This is a genomic window from Paenibacillus sp. JT31N11, from assembly GCF_056269285.1.
In genome coordinates, this window is record NZ_JBWDNQ010000010.1 from 135,247 (window position 1) to 155,567 (window position 20,321).

The following is a 20,321-nucleotide window of genomic DNA, read 5'->3' on the forward strand; positions in this document are numbered from 1 at the left end:
TGGGACGGATTGCCCGGTGCTGCGACAGGTGTTCTGTCCTGATGCGACAGGCTTGGGGCGATTCGTCTGAGATAATACCGACTGAATTCAGAAGCTTTCTGGACCGGACTGTAACAAATATGAGTCGCAGAGGCCAGAACCCGGTTATGCCCGGAGGTCCGCCTCACGCGCGGACTCGGGCAGCAGGAAATCCGCTGCATCAGGAGAGGGGAACGACAGGGATGAGAACGGTTGTAGCTATTTATACAGGCCAGGGTCTGGCCGAGCCGCTGAAGGCGGTTTTCAAGGAAATGCTGCCGGATTGCCGGCTGGTTAACATTATCGACGACAGTCTGATCGGCGATGTGGTGAAGGCGGGACATGTCCCGCCCGGCGTCGCCCGGAGGCTGGTGCAGTATTATCATAACGGGGAAGAACTGGGCGCGGACGTGATTCTGAACACCTGCTCATCCGTCGGTGAAATCGCGGATGACGCCCGCAAACTAATCGGAGTGCCAATTGTCAAAATCGACGAGTCGATGGCGGCAACTGCCGCCGCAGGTTATGACCGGATTGCGGTGCTGGCGACGCTGCCTTCCACCCTGGACCCGACGCTTCGCCTGATCGGCAAGCAGGCGGAGCTTGCAGGCCGATCCGTCACGCTTATCAGCGGACTCGCCGAGGGAGCCTTCGATGCTCTGGTTGGGGGACAGCCCGAGGAGCATGACCGCATTTTGCTTGAAACCGCCATTCGGGTGTGCAATGAAGCCGATGTGCTGGTGCTGGCGCAGGGCTCGATGGCCAGAATGGAGAAGTCACTCACGGATGCTACGGGCAAGCCGGTGCTATCCAGCCCGCGCCTGGGTGTCCAGCAGGTGAAAGAGGTGCTTGACCGGTTGGATGAGGAAGAGCGCCATGTCTGAGGATATGAAGGAACATCATGTAAGCAGCGACCGTGTCACGGCAGTCTATCTGGTCGAGACGCCTTATTCGCTGGAACGGGCAGCCGAAGTGATCGCAGGCGAGCAGTCGACAGGCACCTTCACGGCAGTGCCGGGAGAAACCGCGCGGCTCAAGGAGCTGCATGGAGCAAGAATCGAGCGTATAGAGCCGCTGGGCGAGAGCGCTCAGCCGTCGCTGCCCGGGGCCAAGCTGCCTGCCGGACATGACGGCAGGTATAATCGCGGCCTCATCAGCGTATCCTTCCCGCTGCATAACTTCGGGCCTTCGATTCCCAACCTGATGTCGGCGGTTGCGGGCAATCTGTATGAGCTGCAGGAGCTGTCCGGCCTGCGGCTGATGGATCTGGAGCTGCCGCAGGCGTTCGCGGACCGCTATCCGGGGCCGAAATTCGGCATAGCCGGAACCCGCAGGCTTGCCGGCGTCTATGACAGGCCGATCCTCGGCACGATTGTGAAGCCGAGCATTGGCCTTGCCATGGAGGACCTGCAGCAGCTTGTCGGCGACATGGCCTTGGCAGGAATGGATTTTATCAAGGACGATGAGCTGAATGCCAATCCGCCCTATGCTCCGCTCCCAGTGAAGGTGAAGGCGGTCATGGAAGCGGTGGAACGCGCTGCCGACAAGACGGGCCGCAAATTGATGTATGCCTTTAACATCACCGGGGATATCGAGGAGATGCGCCGCCACCACGAGGTCGTGGTGGAAGCAGGCGGCAGCTGTGTCATGGTCAGCATCATGAGTGTCGGGCTTGCGGGCCTGGCGCATCTAAGCAGCTACAGTGAAGTGCCGATCCATGGCCACCGCAATCAGTGGGGGTTAATGACCCGCTCGCCGCTTCTGGGGATGGAATTTACAGCATTCCAGAAGCTGTGCCGGTTGGCCGGGGCCGATCATCTTCACGTCAACGGATTAAACAGCAAGTTCTATGAGAGCAATGAGTCGGTTGTCCGTTCGATTCAAGCCTGCGCGGCCCCTCTTCTGGGTGGCTATGAGACCATGCCTGTCGTCTCCTCTGCCCAGTGGGCGGGCAGCGCTCCGGCAACCTATGAAGCGATCCGGTCCGTTGATGTGATGCATCTGGCCGGGGGAGGCATGCTGGCCCATCCCGATGGTCCGGCAGCCGGATTCCAGAGCATGAAGCTTGGCTGGGAAGCGGCGGTGCAGGGCATCGGACTGAATGAGTATGCGCTGAAGCATCCGGCGCTGAAGCGGGCAATCGAGAAATACGGAAGAAGCTGAACAGCAGTATGGTGCAGCGGCAGCAAGGAGGCGGCCTTGAGCGTATGAACGAAGAGAAGGTCCATGATGGGCGTCAGAAACAACGTAGTGGTCAGGAGCGCACCAGTCAGCTGGAAGCGCAGGAATTACGGCGGGAAATACAAGGGAGAAGGACTACAGGCATATCCGGGGAATCGCAGACGACGGATACCTTTCTGGGAACGCGCACGACAGACAAGTTCGGGGATGTCCGGATATTGGACGCGACCGGGGAATCGCAGACGAAGGACATCTTTCTGGGAACGCGCACGACAGACAATCTCCGGGATGCACGAATTATGGACCCATCCCGGGACGCCCGGATTGCGGATGCATCCTCGCGGATGCAGACGACGGTCACACCTCATGAGGCATGGACAATCGGTATGTCCATCGATACCGGCGGGAAACAGCGCCGCCGGCTTCTCTGTTATTATGGCGATGATTTTACCGGATCGACGGATGTACTGGAATCGCTGTTCCGGGCTGGCCTCGAAGCGGTGCTGTTTCTGGAACCGCCCACGTCTGAACAGCTGAAAGACGGGCGCTTTGCGAAGATGGATGCTTTTGGCGTTGCGGGGGTGGGAAGGTCGCTCACGCCGGTTGAGATGGAGCGGGAACTGAACCCGATCTTCGAGACGCTGAAAGCTGCGGGAGCAGCCGTCGTGCATTACAAGGTTTGCTCAACCTTCGATTCCTCGCCGCATGCCGGGAGCATCGGTAAAGCGGCCGAAATCGGACGCGGGGTATTCGGCGGCCGTTATATTCCGCTGCTTGTAGGCGTTCCTTATTTGAAGCGATATACCTTGTTCGGCCATCATTATGCGGCGGGGGGCGGGACGGTCCATCGGCTGGACCGGCATCCCACGATGTCGCGGCATCCGGTAACACCGATGGATGAGGCCGATCTTCGTCTGCATTTGCAGCGGCAAACGGAGCTTCCCATAGCGCTGATGGACATAACTGAGCTTGAAGGTCCGCTGCCGCAAGTGCGCGGGAATATGGAGTGCAAGCTGGCAGCCGGGCAGCCGGCCCTTCTTCTCTTCGATGTGCTGGATGAGCAGCGGCTGGAAACAGCAGGCAGGCTGATCTGGGAAGAGGCAGGCAGGCTGCCGGCCGATGAAAGTCTTTTTGTGATCGGTTCCTCCGGCGTGGAATACGCGCTTGGCGCATGCTGGAAGACGGAGGGACTGCTTCCGGAGCAGGCATCCAGAGAGGACTGCGCGCAGCCGGTCGACAAGCTGCTCGTTGTATCGGGCAGCTGCTCGCCTGTAACGGAAACGCAGATCAAGCACGCGCTGGGGGCGGGTTTTGCCGGAATCCGCGTACCCGTGCATGAACTGATCCATCCCGGACGGGCTGAAGCGGCGCGGGAACAGCTGATGGAGGAGGCCCGCAGCCTGCTTGCAGGCGGCGGCAGCGTCGTGCTTTACTCCGCTATGGGCCCAAGCGACGGCAGCATCGGCGAACTGCGGGAGACGCTGGCGGAGCTTGGGATTCGCTCCGAGGAGAGCAGCCGCCTGCTCGGAATGGAGCTGGGCGTGCTGGCCAAGCGGCTGATCGCCGAAACGGGATTGACCCGTCTGTTGATCGCCGGGGGCGACACCTCGGGCTATGTCATGCGCGAATTAAACATCTCCGCTCTTGAATGTATGGCCGCGCTGACGCCGGGCGGGCCGCTGTGCCGGGCTTACTCGGCGGATCCGGTCTATGACGGGCTGGAGCTGGTGCTGAAGGGCGGTCAGGTCGGCGGCGAGCGTTTTTTCGAGCAGGTTCTGCATGGTCGTTAATGACGGTTTAATGAAGGGCTGACTAGACGCCTCCCGTATGGGAGGGGCTATCGGCCCTTTATCTGATAGTCCGGAAGAAACTCGCTTCGCCGGCAGAGGACGGCGGTAGCCGATTGTCTGCTTGTCACCGTTGTGAGGAACATCTCTGCTATGAAAGGACGGATTTAGGATGGATATGACGAAGAAACCGCTGCCGGACTGGGCGAATCTGGCCGTGCAGCAGCGCGGCAGGGTGGAGCCGCATGCGGATTTGATTCCTTATGAGTCGCTTGATACAGCGCTTCAGGGGAAACGCGAGGCTTCCGCTTATTTTCAATTGTTGAACGGGAACTGGCGGTTTCATTATGCGGAGTCTCCTGATATGGCGCCGGAGGATTTTATGGCCCGGACTTATTCCGATAACGGCTGGTCCGAAATTCCGGTGCCGGGTAACTGGCAAATGCATGGCTGGGGGATTCCGCATTACAGCAGCTGCCCGTACCCGTTCCCCGTAGATCCCCCGCATGTGCCGGCAAATAATCCTGTCGGCTGCTACCGCACGGCTTTTCGGGTGAAAGACAGTTGGGCGGACAGGAAGATCCGTCTTATGTTCGAAGGCGTGGATTCAGCCTTTCATTTGTGGATCAATGGAGAGCCGGCGGGATACAGCCAGGGAAGCCATTTTCACAGCGAATTCGATATAACCCGCTTCCTCGTTCCCGGCGACAATATTCTTGCCGTGCAGGTCTATCAATGGTGCGATGGAAGCTATCTCGAATCACAGGATAAATGGCGGCTGAGCGGGATATTTCGCGACGTGTACCTGCTTGCTTTGCCTAATGTGACTGTTCGTGACGCCTTCGTCCAAACCCGGCTGGATGAATCTCTGGAGGAGGCGGAGCTGACCATAAGGCTGAATGTGGCCGAACTTGCGGCTGGCAGCGAATATAGCACAAACGGCTGGACGCTGCAGCTGGCACTGCTTGACGCCGGACATCATCCAGTCGTGTCACGCAGCGAGGCTGTTCAGTTCCCGGACGGAGAGAAAGAGCTGATCATCCCGATCAGCGAACCGGTCTCTGCGCCCAGGACTTGGACGGCCGAAACGCCGTATCTGTATACCCTGCTGCTATCCTTATTCGATGCTGGCGGACTGCTGAAGGAAGTGAAGCGGATTGCGGTCGGTTTTCGCGATATCCGGATTAAGGACGGCAGGCTGCTGGTGAATGGACAATCGGTAATCATCAAAGGCGTCAACCGCAATGAGTTTGATTCCCGCCGGGGTTATGTGACCTCGAAGGAATCGATGATTCAGGATATTGCGTTGATGAAGCAGCATAATATGAACGCCGTCCGCCTCTCGCATTATCCCAACGACACAAGGTGGCTGGATCTATGTGATCAATATGGCCTTTATGCCATCGATGAGACGGATCTGGAGACGCACGGGTTTCATTTTATCGGCAATGAAAGCTTCCTGGCGCAGCAGCCGGAATGGAAGGAAGCCTTCATTAGCCGTGCCAAAAGGATGGTCGAGCGTGACAAAAATCATCCGTCCGTCATCATCTGGTCGCTCGGCAATGAGTCCGGCTACGGGCCGAATCACGATGCGATGGCGGAATGGATCAGGGCCTACGATCCCACCCGGCTGATTCATTATGAGCGCGCTTATGAAGCTCCTGTCGTCGACATTGTAAGCTCCATGTATCCGGCGGTCGGGACATTGATTGAAGAAGGGCGCAAGAGCGACAGCCGTCCTTTTCTCATGTGCGAATACGGTCACGCGATGGGCAATTCAACCGGCAATTTGAAGGAATACTGGGAGGCGGTCTACACCTATCCGCGGCTGATCGGCGGGCTGATCTGGGAGTGGACGGATATGGCGGTCTTGCGGAGCGGCGAGAATGGAGAGGAATGGTACGCTTACGGCGGCGATTTCGGGGATGAGCCGCACAGCGGCTCCTTCTGCCTGGACGGGCTGCTGTTTCCGGATCGGAGTCCGAAGGCTTCCATTCTGGAATACAAGAAGGTCATTGAGCCGGTCAAAATCAAAGCAGTGGACGCGGCGGCAGGCCTCATCCTGATTCACAACCGGTACGACTTCCTTACTCTGGAGCATTTGCAGGGCGAATGGATGCTGCTGCGCAGCGGCGTTGTCCTGGAACAAGGCGAGCTTCCCCGTCTGCATACTGCTGCGGGCGCGGAGGAGCAGGCTGTTCTCCCCCTGGCTTGCACCGACTTCGACCCCTCTTCTGAATATTGGCTCCATGTCCGTTTCACCCTGCGCAGCGATACTTCCTGGGCACCGGCGGGACATGAAATTGCCTGGTCGGACCTGCCCATCGGCCCAAAAGCGGCCGAGCTCACAGCAACCGCGAAGGAATCCGCCGGCTGGCCGCAATTTGACCCCGCAACCGGCGAGGCAGCCGCCGAAAAGTTGCAATTCAGCGTTGCATCTGTGCAGGCTGCCAATGCTAAGCCGCAACCCGGCTCAGTATCCGTACACGAGCTCGCCGAGAAGCCGCAATCCGGCTCAGTATTCATGCAGTCTGGCGCTAATAAGCCGCAATCCGCCTCATCAGCTGCCCCTGCTGCAAACAGGCTGCTCTCTGTCAGCGAAACTCCCCGGTCTGTGTCAGTGGAAGGGGAGAATTTCACTTGGCGCCTCAGCAAGCTGGATGGTTCCATCCAGTCATGGGATTACGAAGGACATGCGCTGCTGCTGGCTGGTCCGAAGTTTAATTTCTGGCGTGCGCCGGTCGATAATGATGTTCACTTGGCAAAAGAATGGGTCAAGGCGGGCTACGACAGGCTCATTACGTGGGGGCGCGGCACGGAGGTGCAAATCCGGGAAGACGGGACGGTCCGCATTCAAGTTGAAGGCGTGGTTGGCGCAAGGGGAGAACCGCCTGCTTTTCACTCGATGCTCGTTTATACCCTCTTCAGCAGCGGGGAAGTTCATCTGGAGGGTGCAGTTGAGCCGAAGAAGGAAGGGCTACCGCCGCTTCCAAGGTTCGGGCTGGAGCTGAGAATGCCCGGCGTGTATGATCAGTTATCATGGCTTGGCAGAGGACCGCATGAATGCTACTCCGACCGCAAGGAGAGCGGCAAGCTTGGCCTTTATGCAGGCACGGTAGAGGAGCAGTTCGTCCCCTATATCAAACCGCAGGAGAACGGAAACAAGTCCGAGGTGCGCTGGGCGGCATTGACCAGTGCCGGGGGGAGCGGCCTGCACTTCAGCAGTCCGGGCTATTTGGATATGAGCGCGCATCATTATTCCACGGAGGACCTGACCCGGATCCGGCATGTTCATCTGCTGACAAAGCTGGATGAGACGGTCGTCAAGCTGGATATGGCGCAGAGTGGAATCGGCAACCACAGCTGCGGTTACGCGCCGACACTGGACGCTTATCTGATTCAGCCGGGCAAGCAGAGCTTCGAGGTACAGATCAGGCCTTTGCCTAATCAAAGCGGAGTCTGAATAATCCCCGCTTAAATCGCGCCGCCGCGTTTATGCAGATACCGGTACAGAAGCACGCTGATCAGCGTGCACAGCAGCGCGCAGAGGGCGATGAACAGATATCCGGCCTGCAGGCCGCGCAGCAGTCCCATGCCGGAGCCGTCCTCCTGCGTGAACAGGTCCTTGGTCCATTCCGTGATTCCACCGATCAGCAGATTGCCAATGATGCTGGCGATGCCCATCATCGTGACGGTGAAGGTAATGGCCGTATCGCTGCTGCGGGAGTAGTACCGCGCCAGGTAAGCCATAACTGTCGGATAGATCGGGGCGATGCCGGCGCCGGCCAGCGCGAACAGGAACGCACCCGGCTCGCCGGCCGCAATGGCTGCAATGGTGCAGATTCCGGAGCTGCCGGAGAAAATGATGAGCGATCGTATGAAGCCGATTTTGTCGGTTACAGGCCCAAGCACAAGCCGCGCCGCCGTAAAACAGATAAAGAAGGCGGACAGCATGCCGGCAGCGGCCGTAGGGGTCCAGTCGTAGGCTTTCTCCAGGAAATTAACCAGCCAGCCGCCGACGGCAAGCTCCGAGATGACCCCGAACGAGAGGATGCCGACAACCAGCCAGGCTGCGGGATCTTTCATGTAGGAGGCGTAGGAGACTCTATCCTCTACCGGTACGGTGTCCCTGGGGAAGGCCGCGAACAATGCGGGTATCATCGGGATGATGGACAAAGACATCATGACCAGATACATGCCGCCCCAGCTCAAGGTCATATCGAACAGATGCAATCCCATCAGCATGGATGCGAATAGTGGAGCCACCACCGAGCTGAGACCGTAGAAGAAATGCGAGAGATTCATCATCATGCCGGTATTTTTAATGAATATGCGCGCTGTTAAGAGAGCAAGTCCGATCTCCAGTATGCCGTTGCCGATATACATCAGAAAATAAGAGGCGGACAATGCCGCATAGCTGTGGGAGAGAAACATGAAGACGCCGGACACGGCCATGGAACCAAAGGCCAGAAGCATCGCAAAGCGCAGTCCGAGTTTATTCGTCAGCACAATCGTAAAGCTGCAGGCCAGCAAATAGCCGAGCGAGTTCAAGGAAAGCAGCAGCCCGATTTGCCATTCATCGAGAGCGAAATCCGCCTGCATTCCGGGGAGAGCGGGTCCCTTGCTGTTCTCCGAGAAACCGAAGACCAGGAAGCCGACAAAAACAACAAGCAGCAGCAACAGGCTGTTCCAGCGTTTGGCTGGCTGTGTTCTGGATTCTTCTGAGTTCACGAAGCAGCCTCCATCATCCATGATAGATAATTCCGGTGTACAAGCTTGCGATCCGAACAGGTTAGGTCAGTGACATGGAATCTATCGGCTATTGTAACATGAAAGGCCATATAGCTCTATGAATAAGATGCGACAAGGAAAGAAAATAAAAAGTTCCGATGAAAGGGATTACAAATAGCAGCCGTATTTAACTCTGCCGCCGCAAAAACAGCCTGTTTTCCCGCATATTCCGGTCCATATCGGGATGGAAGCCTTTTTCCCGGCCAAAATCACTTGGAGAAAGGAAATAAAAGCGCTTTCCGCTGTGATACAATATTAGGTATTGTTTACATTGGAGAGGGCGAATGTTGATGCAGCCGAGCACGCGGTTCAGATTGAATTTCTCAAGAGGTACAGGTATCGAGCCCCAGTACAGGCTGAATAATGAAGCGATTACCGCTTTGTTCGTACACGGCTGCTTCCAGTTCGGGGCCTCGATGTCGGGGTTGTTCCTGAATCTTTACCTATGGCGCCTGACACAGGACCTGACGGTTAACGGCACATACAACATCGTGGTTTACCTGTTTACTCCGCTTGCGTTCGCAGCAGGCGGATGGATTGCCAAGCGCAAGGACAGAATGGTCACTTACCGCCTCGGCATTGCGACGATCGCCGTATTCTATCTGCTTGTGGTTATCGCACAGGAGAAAGTCGCGGAATATTACATCCTGTTCGCGATCTTCAATGGTATTGCGGGAGGATTTTATTGGACGGGGTATCTGGTACTGATGTATGACGTGTCGAACGAGAGCAACCGACTGCGCTTTCTGGCCATCAACATGGTCGTGTTCAGCACCGCAGGACTTATCGGGCCTGCGCTCGCAGGCTTTATTATACAAATGAACGAGGGGCTTCAAGGCTATATCCTGACGTTCCTCATCGCTTCCATCATGTTCATTGTGGCTGCCATTGTCAGCTTCCGCATCAAGGCTTCTCCCTCGCATCACAAGGCTTATCATTTGCGTCTGATGGGCCTCTTGATGCGCAAGGAAAGACTGTGGCTGCAGGGGCTGATCGCGTTTTTCGTCATGGGCCTATTCCAGGGGATCATGCTGTTTTTGCCGAATATATTGCTGCTGCAAACCGTGGGCAGGGAAGACTGGGTCGGCTACTTAGGGGTGTTTTTCTCATCGCTGACGGTCATTACCGGATATATCATTTCAAAAAAGGCGAAGAAGGAGCAGGCCCGCAAATATGTGCTCATGACCTCGACGGGCGTGCTCATCGGCGCTTCCTTCCTGCTGTTTGAGGTGCATCTCTGGACCGTTATGCTGTTCATGATCATGTTCTCAATCTGCAATCCGCTGGTGGGCAATTCGCTGACCTCCTATTATTACCGGCTGATCGGCAAGCTGCCGCTCAAGGGCCAGCTGCGCGTCGAATCCGTGGTGATGAGGGAGGCTTTTTTGAACGCCGGGCGGGTGGTCTCCATTACGCTGCTAATTGTATTATCCAAGGATCTGGACTCCGTATGGCTGCCGATTGTGCTCGTCAGCATGGCCGTCCTGCAGTATGCCATGTATTGGCTGATCCGCGAGGAGTCCGAGCCCAAGTCCAATCAGGTTCGCACACGAAGAAAGTCAATGTAAAAAAGGACGGACTCAGAGCGAAAAGGATTCCGGCTTTGAGCCGTCCTCCGGGCCGGCCTATTGGCCAGCCATCCACTCGAGCAGCCGCGGCAGCTTGATCCACAGCTGAAAGTGGCTGTTTACATATAGTGCGGCTTCATAGGAATCTCCCGGACTGTACAGATCGGGCATCGTCTCCGGCAAAGGCATCAAGCCAAGCAAATAATCCGGCACATGCCTGTTTGCTTTCCGCGCATTCCGGTAGAGCATCTTCAGCCTGGCCGACTTGCCATGGCGCAGAAACTCGAGAATGATGCGGTCATAGGCGAAGGAAGCGTCAATATCGTCCTCATAGGTCTCCAGCAGCCGCTCCGCATCATCCAGCCGCTTCCTGTCCAGATAAACGGCCAGCAGCAGATATCTGGCTCCCACGCTATCGTTCGGGGACTGCGACAGCAGATCTTCGAGATGATGGACCGCTTCTGTCTTATTCTCCAATTCCCAGCACAGCTCGGCATAGGCGAATTTGATCCGGATATAGGGACGCGTCTCGTCAATAAGCCAGAAATCCCCCCGGTTCTCCGCGATAAATCCTTCACCCAGATCAAGCTCCGCTGCTTGCAGACCATGCCTCAAATAAAGATAAGCCTGCTCCGGATCGGAAGTGGCCCCCGCCAGCAGCAAATATGCGTCGGCACAATACGGGTTCAGTTCCAGCAGATGCTGAATAAGATCCAGCCGCTGCCTGCGATTCGGCTGCAGTTCGGCCCTCTGGAGAAGCTCGTCCGCCAGCTTGATCGATTTCAGCGGCAATGCATCTCTGGATTTCTGCGAAAGCGGCGGTAGCTGGAATACCTCATGATCAAGGTCTTCATGGTCCCCATTCTCGTATTCATCCAGCATATCGCCATAATGGTTCTCGGCAAATTCATTGAGCTCCTGGAACCGCTTGGAGATCGTTGCAACCGATACCTGATATTTCTTCGCGAGCTCCGCTTGCGTGATTATAATCCCGTGCGCCTCGCAGACCAGGTATTCCAGCGCAGCGCAGTAGGCTCCGAATTTGCGGAAAAGGGGCTTCTGCACATTGGAGAATTCGTTCCATAGACTGACCGCTTCAATAATGTGCTGCTCCTCAAAATACGGCTCCATCCCGTCCGTGAGATGATGGGCCAGCATGGGGTACAGGGCATTATGCCATACCATGTCTTCATCTATGAGCGAATGGATTTCGGCTACGGACAGGTGATAATCAAGATCCGGCTCCGGGAGGGCTGCCTCCAGTCCCGCGCGCTCCGCGAGCTGGTCCTTCTCCAGACAGCAGCGTTTATACTTTTGTCCGCTTCCGCAGTAGCAGGGATCATTTCTTCCCGGTTTTGACAAGATGCTTCACTCCAAACGATTAAATTTAAACAGGCAGATATACGGCTATATGAGCAGGATGACGGCATGCGGCTACTGCGAAGTATATTTGCTGCGGTATTGACGCGGCGTCATTCCTGTTTTTTTCTTGAATAGAGTCTGAAAAAATTTAATATCATTATAGCCTACCTGTATGGAAACTTCACGGACAGACGCAGCAATTCTCAGCAGCTCACAGCTTTTGGCGATCCGCAGCGACTGCATATATTCCGTAAAAGACTGGCCGACGGACTGCTTGAACAACCGCTGAAGATGGCTGACGCTCACATGAATCAGGGCAGCAAGCTCCTCCAGCTTCACATTCCCGTGATAATGCGAATGGATATGCTTGAAAACGGGCTCCAGCTTGCTCACGGTTGACGAAGGGAGTCTTCCCTGCTGCTCGCAGCGGTACAGTACAGACAGCAGCTCAAGCATCTGTGCGCTCAAAATCATTTCACTGCCGCAGAGGCGCAGCGAGTATTCCATAAACAGCTTTTCCATCATGAAAAGAATCTCATCCTGATTGTCTTTGTAATAGTAATAGGGGTATGGATCGAGATGAAACATCCGCTCAAGCCCGATGGTGGAGGGAATGGAATCCTGAAACCGGCGGATAAAGGACCGCTCAAACAGGCAGTTATAGACAATCAGACGCTGATCCTGCTCCTTGGACATAGGGCGGAATACATGGGGAGTGCCGATCGCAATAACAAAAATATCGCCGCGTTCAACATCAAGCCGCTCGTTCCCGATGTAATGGACCCCTCTGCCTTCGGCAATATAGGCAATCTCTACAAAGTCATGGACGTGCAGGGGCAGCGTGAAGGATTCCCTTTCTCTGGCTATGAATAGAGGGAGCTGGTCTCTCCAATAAAAGGAGCCGTTCAGGATCGCCGGTGTGCCTGTCATGCCGCGCGCATCTCCTTAAGCAGGATGGAATCTACCCCTAATTGTAGCATAATCGCCGGTATGTCCGCTTCCTCCTCTGCTTTATAATGATAAGCAAAATCCAAACAGGAACCCGTCAGGAGGATTACCCATTTATGCTGACTGTGCATCATTTGAGAGTGAATGGACATAAGGAGCCGCTTGTGGGATCGATAACGGTGCAATCCGGTTCTCATGGCGTCTGGGCAGCGATTCGAGAGGTGCGGGATCGGAATCCGTACGACTATATGTGGCAGCAAGCTATGAACGGCTGCTCAGCGGTTCGGGAGATATATGGGAGAAGGAAATCTCGGACAGCAACAGGCTGCAGATGGACTACAGCGGTCCTTCCCTCGAAGGACGCAGGCGGTACTGGTGGCGCGTGGCGGTAACCGACAGACAAGGCATTCCGGCACAATCTGAAATTGCCTTCTTCGATACCGGGCTCCGTCAGGAGCAGTGGAAGGCCAAATGGATTTGGCGTCCGGGCAAGCGGATGATCAATGATTTTGTCTACTTCCGCAAGGAAATCAATCTTCGCAAGCCGGTGGCCTGCGCCAAAATATTCGCCTCCGCGCATAACGCGGCCCAGCTGTTTGTGAACGGAGAACGAATCGGCGGCAGCGGATCTCCGGCTCCGACCAATCCCGGCAAGCGCAAATATGTATTGGCCTATGATGCCTCCCATTTGCTGCACAAGGGACGCAATTGCCTGGGAGCCATTGCTCATTACCTCGGCGGAGACGGCCAGAATTACGTCAATGGGCTGCCTGGCTTCTGTCTGCAGCTGGAGGTGGATTATATCGACGGCACCTCGCAAACCTTCAAGACCGACGCTTCCTGGCAGGTTCTGGCCGATCCGCCGCACCGGGCGGGGACGAAATATCAGCAGAACCGCCGGATAAGCGCGATTGAGGATGTGGATGCCCGCAAGCTGCCGCCACGGTGGAGCACGGCGGGAAGGGGCGGCAGTGAGGCTTGGTTGAAAGCCAAGCCGGCTCCCGCTTCTGTGCAGCGGTGGGTCCGTCAATGGCAGGAAATCCCCGAAGGAGCGGTCGAGGAACTGCTGGTTCCTGCGATTGTCCGGCCCTCTCATATCCGTGAGCATCAGCAGGCGCAAGTATTCGATGTTGGGCGCATTATCTCCGGCTGGCCGCTTATCCGGCTCAGAGGCATTGCGGGGGTTACGCTTCGCATCCGGTATTCGGAGGATCTGGACGAACAGGGCTATGTCAAACACAATGTGTCCAATGAAAAATCAGCTTATTATTACGATCAATATACGATGCGCGGAGACGTAGAGGAAAGCTGGCAGCCGGATTTCTCCTATAAGGCTTTCCGGTATCTGGAGGTGAGCGGATATCCCGGGGAGATTGCCGCAGGCGAGAATCTCTGGGCCGTGTCCGCCCATACGGATCTTCAATATGAAGGGAGCTTTGACAGCTCAAGCTCCCTGTTGAACGACATGTACGAGGCCTGCATCCGCACGCAGAAGAATAATGTGCTGGGCCAGGTCGTGGATTGCCCGCACCGGGAGCAGGCGCAATATCTCGCCGATTCGGACCTGCAGGCCGAGGCGCTGCTGTTCAATTTCGACGCCCGCCACATTCTCGAGAAGGTGGAGGGCGATTTTGCCGATTCACAGTTTGCCGACGGCACATTCCCGTTCGTGTATCCTTCCAATAACGGGCATCCGGATTTTAATTTGCGAATACCGGAGTGGGATCTGCACTATAACACACTGCTGTGGAAGATCTATTTCATTTATGGGGACGAACGCGTACTGGCGAAGTATTATGGAACGGCCGAGCGGATGGCGGATTATTACCTGGGCATTCTGGACCGGGCGCTTGGTCTGGTTCCGGTTGACAAGGGCTGGCATATCAGCGACTGGCCTTATCCCACCGTCGATCATGAATCGGAGGTGCTGACCGTGCAGAATATGAAGCTGTACGCTGCCCTCAAGGTACTTGCGGACACAGCTTGCCTGATCGGCAGGGAAGAAGACGGCATCTATTATAGCGGGCAGGCAGAGCAACTGAAGCTCAATATCCTGGAGTACTTGTATGACCGCGGCAAGCGGCGGTTCAGGGATGCGTTGGGGTCGCAGAGTACGCATCAAGGCGTAAACGGTCTCGGGATATACCTGGAGCTTGTCCCGGAGGAAGACAAGGCTGCTCTGATTGAAGCCATCGCCGCGGAGAAGCGGGAATTCAGAACGGTGCTTGGTCTGCCGCTGCTGCGGGCCCTGTTCGAGAACGGCCGGCAGGAAGCCGCATACGGAATCATTGATAACCCGGAATATCCGGGCTGGGGCTATATGATCAGCCAGGGAGCCAGGACGATGTGGGAGGGCTGGGAGGATATCGAATCCCATTCGCATGCCTGGAACGGATATCCGGCGCGTCTGCTGCAGGAGTATGTGGCAGGCATTCAGCCCGCGGAGCCAGGGTTCGCGCGTGTTCGGATCAAGCCATATCTGGCGCCGGAGCTGACCTACGCTGAAGCCTCTGTTCCCACGATACGGGGAAAAGTCAGGGTGCGGTGGGAGCGTTTGAATAAGGGAATCCGGCTTATTGCGGATATGCCGCCGGCCATGACAGCCGAGATTGAATGGGATGCTGCAGCAGATGGCGGGCTTGACAGCATTCGGGAAAGTGAAGGCATGGTATGGAAGGAAGGCAGGTTCAGCGCCGGGGTTCCCGGCATCCTCAGCTGCGACAAACGCGGTGAGCAGATGATGTTGAAAGTGGGTTCGGGCCAATATGAGTTCATCATCGAATAGGCGACTTTTACCCTGAAACCATTGACATTGGCAGTCGATTTCCTTATGATTATGATAATCATTCTCATAATCGGTTGTTAAGTTCATCCAGTATCAAGGGTGCTGTTAACACGCAGGAGGAGGCTCTTCTCATTGGAGCATGCAATGGACTTTTCACTGGCGAAAGCTTATTTCCAGATTTCACCCGAGGGTGCGGAACATCCGGAAGTTTCCATGGATGCCGCCGAACTGCTTATACCGGAACGGATGCAAGAGATGATTGAGGTTGGCGGCAGGCTTGTTCGTGCGACCAAGCCTGCTCTGACCGCGTCATTCATCGGTTTGAGTGTCTTTGGCCTTTGCTCGACAATTCAGCTGTTCCTTGCCCAGTATAATCGGCTGCTTGATTTGTCGCTGGATAATCTGACCTTCCAGATGTCCAATCAGGATTATGCCTCCGTCTCCTATAAGATCAAGGAGCTCCGCTGGATTGATGTCCCGGAGACGCGGCAGAAGCGCGAGGACTTCCTGATTCGTGAATTAACATCCTATTATCAGCAAACCGTTAATCCCTTCATCAAGGCTATCGCCGCAGCCGCCGGGGTCAAGCCCGAGCTGATCTGGAATCAGTTCGGAGCCCGCAATGTCTATATGCAGGAATATATCCTGAAGATGGAGACACGCCCGGAGGTGCTTGCCCGCTTCAACCATGATTACAAGCTTCAGACCGAGCTGCTGGGCGCTGAGGTATTCAACCTCCGGCGCAATCCGTTTTATCATATCCCCCGGTATATCGAAAGTCCTTACAAGCCCGGAGAACAGATAATGATGCGTTCTTCGTGCTGCATGTACTACTGTCAGGAAGATGGCCAGATGTGTTATACCTGCCCGCGTCTCACAAGCGGTGAGCGTAATGAAATGAAAGAAAAGATAATGGCAGCAGCCAAATAAGCCCGGGGTGAGCTTCGCACCCGGCAGGTATTGCGATGCTTATCCATTATAGTCTTCCAGTCAGCCCCAGCGCCGTGCGCTCTTCCCCTGCTAAAAAGCAGGACGATGAGCTCACGGCGCTGTATTAATTTGGACGTGCTTCTAGTAAACTAGAGAAAAAGCCCAGGAAAGGAAGGAATCTTTTGCCCCAGTTATCCGTAAGAGGAATAGAGCCGCAGTCAATGGCGCTTATCAGCGGGCGTTTGGTCGAGGAACTGGCTGCTATTTGCCAGTGCGATACCAATAATTTCACGATTGATTGCCTGCAGATCACCTCGGTGTGGAGCGGGGAGCTTGTGCCCACTTACCCGTTCATTGAGGTGGCCTGGTTCGATCGGGGTACGCAAGTGCGGGATCAGCTGGCCAGGGCCGTGACCCGCCATGTTCAATCTCTTGGTATCCCGGAGCTGGAAATCGCCTTTCGGGTATATCGGGAGAATGAGTACTATATCAATGGACTGCCCTGTGTGTAACCTGCCTGTTTTTGAACAAAAAGGGTGAGCCCTGAAGAAAAATGGGCCGTACGGTGCGAATACATCGCGTCTTACGGGTCTTTTTTTCGACCTCAGCAAAAGCGGGATCATTTCTGAAATAATAATTGATATTCTAGGGGGGACAACATCGAAAATTGTCGAATCAATAGGTACATAGTAACTAAGCGAGGTGCAGGATGAAACCTATATTGAAACGGGTGCTTATTGCCTTGGTTCTTGTCACTTTCCTGATTCCGCTGATTTCTATTGTTACAGCGGCTGGGAAGGAGATGAAGAAGCAGCCGTTCACCATTATTACCTCATGGGATCAAAAATGGGGGCGCGGCTTCGCATCAAGCGATTCGTCTAATACAATCAAGGCCGCAGACGCGAATACGGAGGGAGAATGGAGACAGGTCCATCTGGCTGACAATAACCTGTCGGTCCACTCCAGGGATGATAGCAGTATTATGATGAACATCAAGCTGCCTGCGCTGGGAAAGCATGACGGCTTATACATAGATAAATTTTATGCCAATCGGATCCGGATCTACGAGGGCGGCCATCTCATCTATACAACGGATTATGATTTTGTATATGACGTCAATCGAATCCTGCTGCCCCTGAGCCCGCAGACCTCAGACACATTCATTCAGATCCGGGCGGAATCGGATTCCGAACGGGTAGGCGCCGCATCGAAAATTATTGTTGGCGATTATCAAAAACTCGAAGAAAGCTATGTACGGGAAAATTTATTCGATTTATTTCTCGGCTGCGCATTTATCTTCGTCTCGCTGATCATGATGGTAACAGCTATCTTTCTGAGCCGGCAGCAGCGCAAAAACTGGCTTTCCTTGAGCATTATGATTCTGTCTATCGGTATTCTGATGATTTGCTATGAGCCGTTTCTGTACACCTTCTACGGACAATACGGCATGTTGTTCGTAAGCTCGTTTGATGTCGCCCTGCTGCTGTTTCTGCCTTCCTTGATCAGCTTTTTTGAAAATATGTTCGGCCCGGGCTACTACAGCATATTCAGCAAGCTGCGAAAATTTCAAATGGCTTACTCCCTGTTTGTGATGATTTGTCTGGCTATTGATCTTGCGACCGATTTGCGGTTTCATTCGATTTATTTTTTCTTTTCGGTCCAGGTGCTGGGTCTGATTATGGTTGTTCATTTCCTGGCCATTGTGATCTCGACCATCATTTATGCTGTGAAAGGCAGTAAAGAAGCTCTGATCCTTTCCGTTGGAATTGGAATATTTGCGGTAGTCGGCATTGGCGAGCTGCTGTGGTTCTATCTGATTACCGAATTTTACGATTTCAAGTTCTGGAGGTTTGGCGTTGTCGCCTTTGTATGCTCCCTGATTATTCTGCTTGGCCGTAAAATGGCCCATACCCACAATAAAACCGTGCAGTATTCCAAAGAACTGGAGATCTACAGCCAGAAGCTGCAGCTCTCGGAAAAGACAGAGGTCATCAGCCAGCTCGCGGCATCGGTCGCCCATGAGGTGCGCAATCCGCTTCAGGTTTCCCGTGGTTTTCTGCAGCTGCTGCAGGAGCGCTCGGACAATATCAGGGAGCAGGGCTATATGAACTTGGCCATTGAGGAGCTGGATCGCGCATCCGTCATCATTACCAATTATCTCTCCTTTGCCAAGCCTCAGCTGGATACGGTTGAAATCCTTAATTTATCCGAGCAATTGAAGCATGTGGAGGGAATGCTGTTTCCGCTGGCCGACTTGCAGGGGGGACGCCTGGAGATCCAGGTGGGGCCGGAGCTGTATGTAACGGGAAATGCGGGAAAACTCATGCAGATCTTTGTGAATCTGATCAAGAACAGCATTGAAGCTACGGGTGAGGACGGTCTTATCAAGCTTTGGGCATATGAGAAAAAAGGAACGGTCTTCATTCATCTGGAGGATAACGGAGAAGGCATGGATGAGATGATGCTGGCGAGAATCGGCGAGCCCTACCTGACGAACAAGTCCAAAGGAACCGGGCTCGGGATGATGGTAACCTTCCAGCTGATCGACCATATGGGCGGGGAGCTGCACTTCAACAGCAAGAAAGGGCTGGGGACAGAAGCAATTATCAAGCTGCCAAGCGCATCCGCCAAATAAAAAAAGCGTCATAGTGAATGCTATGACGCATTGGTTCTTATCCATTATAGAGCAGTCTCTTTACTCTTCACCACATCGAGGCGGCATCGTCCTCTTCGCCTTCTGCAGGAGCGGGAGGGATGACCAGATAGAATGATTTCGGTGTTTCTTCCACGACGCTGACTTGGATATCGTCAGGTACGTCAATGTTGAAGGATTCCTGAATGGCTGCTTTCGGATCTGCAAGCAATTTTTCCTTGAAAGCCGGATCTTTCCAGGCTTTCTCAATAATTTGGTTCAACAATTCTTGTTCAGCCGACATGTTCATCATCCTTTTCATTGGCATAAAATACTCAGGAAAATTGTACCATACTTGTTCGACATATTCTACTAAATTATGAACATATTTGACTATTTTCCTTATATATCAACAGTCTTTAGTAGGATAGCGAACATATGCACCTCGAACGTTTGGTCCGGGCTCATAAACCATTGTACAAGCTCATCTTCACGATCAGCGGGCAAGGGATGGCCATAATGGTATCCGGTCACGAGCTGCATATAACGGTACATCAAACGCTTGGTATCCAAAGCATCTGCAGCCGCACGGTAGCGGAAGAGATGCTGGCTGGCGAATCCATGAAACCTGGCCTCCAGCGCAAGTGAGTCCTTCAGCCGCAGCAGTCTCGTACGGCGGAGCGGCCGGCGCATCTGACTGTAAAGAGAGCTGAACAGCGGCAGACTTTCCGACCAGCGGGTTTCTTCGGCATCCTCGATGTCGATGATGATGATCGTGGAATGCGGATGCGTCCGATCCCGCAGCCACCGCATGAAATGGCCCTGATCCTGCAGATGGGCGGCTACCAGTCTCACGAGCACCAGATCGTAGCGGTGATCGCTTTCATAGTTTTCATAAGAGCTGTGGACGAACGACAGATTCGGTGTCTCCTTAAGCCTGGCATATTGGTAGATGCCTTCGTCCAATTCCAGGCCGGTGCATTGCCAGCCCGGATAATGCCGGCTCAGACGGGACAAATATTCCCCATTGCCGCAGCCTACATCAAGCAGCCTGAGCGTTTCGGATCCGCCGTACTGATGCAGCAGAAGTTCCATTTCCAGATTGAAAAAAAGATCGGTCGTGGCCGTCAGCATTTGATCAAACCATTCTATCCTTGCCATTCTATCATGCACCTGCCGTATTATTGCTCAATAGTCTGTTTCTTCCTTTATCGGCAGGATGAACCTGATTTTGAAGGCCGTTTCCTTGCAGCCGGCCGGCAGAAACAAGCAGGACACAATAAAACTGCGCCCGGCGGTTCCTATTCCGCTGGCAGGCG

14 protein-coding genes are annotated in these 20,321 nt (G+C 54.6%); 9 read left to right on the forward strand and 5 right to left on the reverse strand.

Annotation, left to right across the window (positions count from 1 at the left end; translation table 11 throughout):
- Nucleotides 1-221 precede the first annotated feature (221 nt).
- The 4 genes from AC0YNV_RS28015 (at nt 222) to AC0YNV_RS28030 (ending at nt 7,449) form a co-directional block, all read left to right on the forward strand.
- On the forward strand, nt 222-902 hold the full coding sequence (locus AC0YNV_RS28015) for an aspartate/glutamate racemase family protein (protein WP_475770989.1): 681 nt from the start codon (nt 222-224) through the stop codon (nt 900-902).
- Nucleotides 895-2,181, forward strand: coding sequence for a ribulose-bisphosphate carboxylase large subunit family protein (locus AC0YNV_RS28020; protein ID WP_475770990.1), 1,287 nt, complete (start codon nt 895-897; stop codon nt 2,179-2,181). The genes AC0YNV_RS28015 and AC0YNV_RS28020 overlap by 8 nt, the downstream gene beginning before the upstream one ends.
- 44 nt (nt 2,182-2,225) lie before the next feature.
- Complete coding sequence (locus AC0YNV_RS28025) at nt 2,226-3,989, forward strand: four-carbon acid sugar kinase family protein (RefSeq protein ID WP_475770991.1); 1,764 nt, start codon at nt 2,226-2,228, stop codon at nt 3,987-3,989.
- 169 nt (nt 3,990-4,158) lie between these two features.
- The gene (locus AC0YNV_RS28030) at nt 4,159-7,449 is read left to right on the forward strand and encodes a glycoside hydrolase family 2 TIM barrel-domain containing protein (protein WP_475770992.1); all 3,291 of its coding nucleotides are present in this window, start codon (nt 4,159-4,161) and stop codon (nt 7,447-7,449) included.
- A gap of 11 nt (nt 7,450-7,460) precedes the next feature.
- On the opposite strand, the gene AC0YNV_RS28035 is transcribed toward AC0YNV_RS28030, so the two are convergent.
- Nucleotides 7,461-8,717 (reverse strand): MFS transporter, encoded by a 1,257-nt coding sequence (locus tag AC0YNV_RS28035; protein ID WP_475770993.1) that lies wholly within the window; start codon nt 8,715-8,717, stop codon nt 7,461-7,463.
- Nucleotides 8,718-9,061: 344 nt separating this feature from the next.
- On the opposite strand from AC0YNV_RS28035, the gene AC0YNV_RS28040 reads away from it, so the two are divergent.
- Nucleotides 9,062-10,345 (forward strand): MFS transporter, encoded by a 1,284-nt coding sequence (locus AC0YNV_RS28040; RefSeq protein ID WP_475770994.1) that lies wholly within the window; start codon nt 9,062-9,064, stop codon nt 10,343-10,345.
- A 57-nt stretch (nt 10,346-10,402) separates the two neighbouring features.
- Here the strand turns inward: AC0YNV_RS28040 and AC0YNV_RS28045 are convergent, their stop codons facing one another.
- Together AC0YNV_RS28045 and AC0YNV_RS28050 are read right to left on the reverse strand one after the other, a co-directional pair.
- Nucleotides 10,403-11,707 carry an SEC-C metal-binding domain-containing protein gene (locus AC0YNV_RS28045; RefSeq protein WP_475770995.1) on the reverse strand — a complete coding sequence of 435 codons (1,305 nt, stop codon included), beginning with the start codon at nt 11,705-11,707 and terminating at the stop codon, nt 10,403-10,405.
- Between the two features lie 72 nt (nt 11,708-11,779).
- Nucleotides 11,780-12,637: a helix-turn-helix domain-containing protein gene (locus AC0YNV_RS28050; RefSeq protein ID WP_475770996.1), complete on the reverse strand. Its 858-nt coding sequence runs from the start codon at nt 12,635-12,637 to the stop codon at nt 11,780-11,782.
- A 220-nt stretch (nt 12,638-12,857) separates the two neighbouring features.
- Between AC0YNV_RS28050 and AC0YNV_RS28055 the strand changes: the two genes are divergently transcribed.
- The 4 genes from AC0YNV_RS28055 (at nt 12,858) to AC0YNV_RS28070 (ending at nt 19,005) form a co-directional block, all read left to right on the forward strand.
- Nucleotides 12,858-15,440: a family 78 glycoside hydrolase catalytic domain gene (locus AC0YNV_RS28055; RefSeq protein ID WP_475771101.1), complete on the forward strand. Its 2,583-nt coding sequence runs from the start codon at nt 12,858-12,860 to the stop codon at nt 15,438-15,440.
- A gap of 132 nt (nt 15,441-15,572) precedes the next feature.
- Complete coding sequence (locus AC0YNV_RS28060; protein ID WP_475770997.1) at nt 15,573-16,370, forward strand: hypothetical protein; 798 nt, start codon at nt 15,573-15,575, stop codon at nt 16,368-16,370.
- 182 nt (nt 16,371-16,552) lie between these two features.
- Nucleotides 16,553-16,882: a DUF1904 family protein gene (locus tag AC0YNV_RS28065; protein ID WP_475770998.1), complete on the forward strand. Its 330-nt coding sequence runs from the start codon at nt 16,553-16,555 to the stop codon at nt 16,880-16,882.
- Between the two features lie 197 nt (nt 16,883-17,079).
- Complete coding sequence (locus tag AC0YNV_RS28070) at nt 17,080-19,005, forward strand: ATP-binding protein (RefSeq protein ID WP_475770999.1); 1,926 nt, start codon at nt 17,080-17,082, stop codon at nt 19,003-19,005.
- Between the two features lie 67 nt (nt 19,006-19,072).
- Here the strand turns inward: AC0YNV_RS28070 and AC0YNV_RS28075 are convergent, their stop codons facing one another.
- Together AC0YNV_RS28075 and AC0YNV_RS28080 are read right to left on the reverse strand one after the other, a co-directional pair.
- Nucleotides 19,073-19,306 carry an NHLP leader peptide family RiPP precursor gene (locus tag AC0YNV_RS28075; protein ID WP_475771000.1) on the reverse strand — a complete coding sequence of 78 codons (234 nt, stop codon included), beginning with the start codon at nt 19,304-19,306 and terminating at the stop codon, nt 19,073-19,075.
- Nucleotides 19,307-19,404: 98 nt separating this feature from the next.
- Nucleotides 19,405-20,163, reverse strand: a complete 759-nt coding sequence (locus AC0YNV_RS28080; protein WP_475771001.1) for a class I SAM-dependent methyltransferase — start codon at nt 20,161-20,163, stop codon at nt 19,405-19,407.
- Between the last annotated feature and the right edge of the window lie 158 nt (nt 20,164-20,321).